Genomic DNA, 534 nt, shown 5'->3' with positions numbered 1-534 from the left:
TTGGACGGGTTATTGTCGGAGTGCCGCGGCTTCGGCGGTGTACTTGAGCCCCGCTACATTGTCGGCGCAGGATCACTTGACCAGTGAGCTATTACGCACTCTTTCAAGGGTGGCTGCTTCTAAGCCAACCTCCTGGTTGTCTCAGCGACCCCACATCCTTTTCCACTTAGTACACGCTTAGGGGCCTTAGCCGGCGATCTGGGCTGTTTCCCTCTCGACTACGAAGCTTATCCCCCGCAGTCTCACTGCCACGCTCTCACACACCGGCATTCGGAGTTTGGCTGACTTCGGTAAGCTTGTGGGCCCCCTAGGCCATCCAGTAGCTCTACCTCCGGTGTGAAACACGTGACGCTGCACCTAAATGCATTTCGGGGAGAACCAGCTATCACGGAGTTTGATTGGCCTTTCACCCCTACCCACAGCTCATCCCCTCAGTTTTCAACCTAAGTGGGTTCGGGCCTCCACGACGTCTTACCGTCGCTTCACCCTGGCCATGGGTAGATCACTCCGCTTCGGGTCCATAATGTGCGACTA

The 534-nt window shown here is 56.6% G+C and carries 1 rRNA gene; it reads right to left on the bottom strand.

Annotation, left to right across the window (positions count from 1 at the left end):
* Positions 1–534: ribosomal RNA gene (locus ACFO5K_RS27175) — 23S ribosomal RNA — on the bottom strand; the annotation flags it as partial.

Origin of the sequence: Nocardia halotolerans (genome assembly GCF_042650145.1) — a bacterium.
GTDB lineage: Bacteria > Actinomycetota > Actinomycetes > Mycobacteriales > Mycobacteriaceae > Nocardia > Nocardia halotolerans.
The sequence above is the reverse complement of the archived record's forward strand: the minus strand, read 5'-3'. Positions and strand labels throughout refer to the sequence as shown.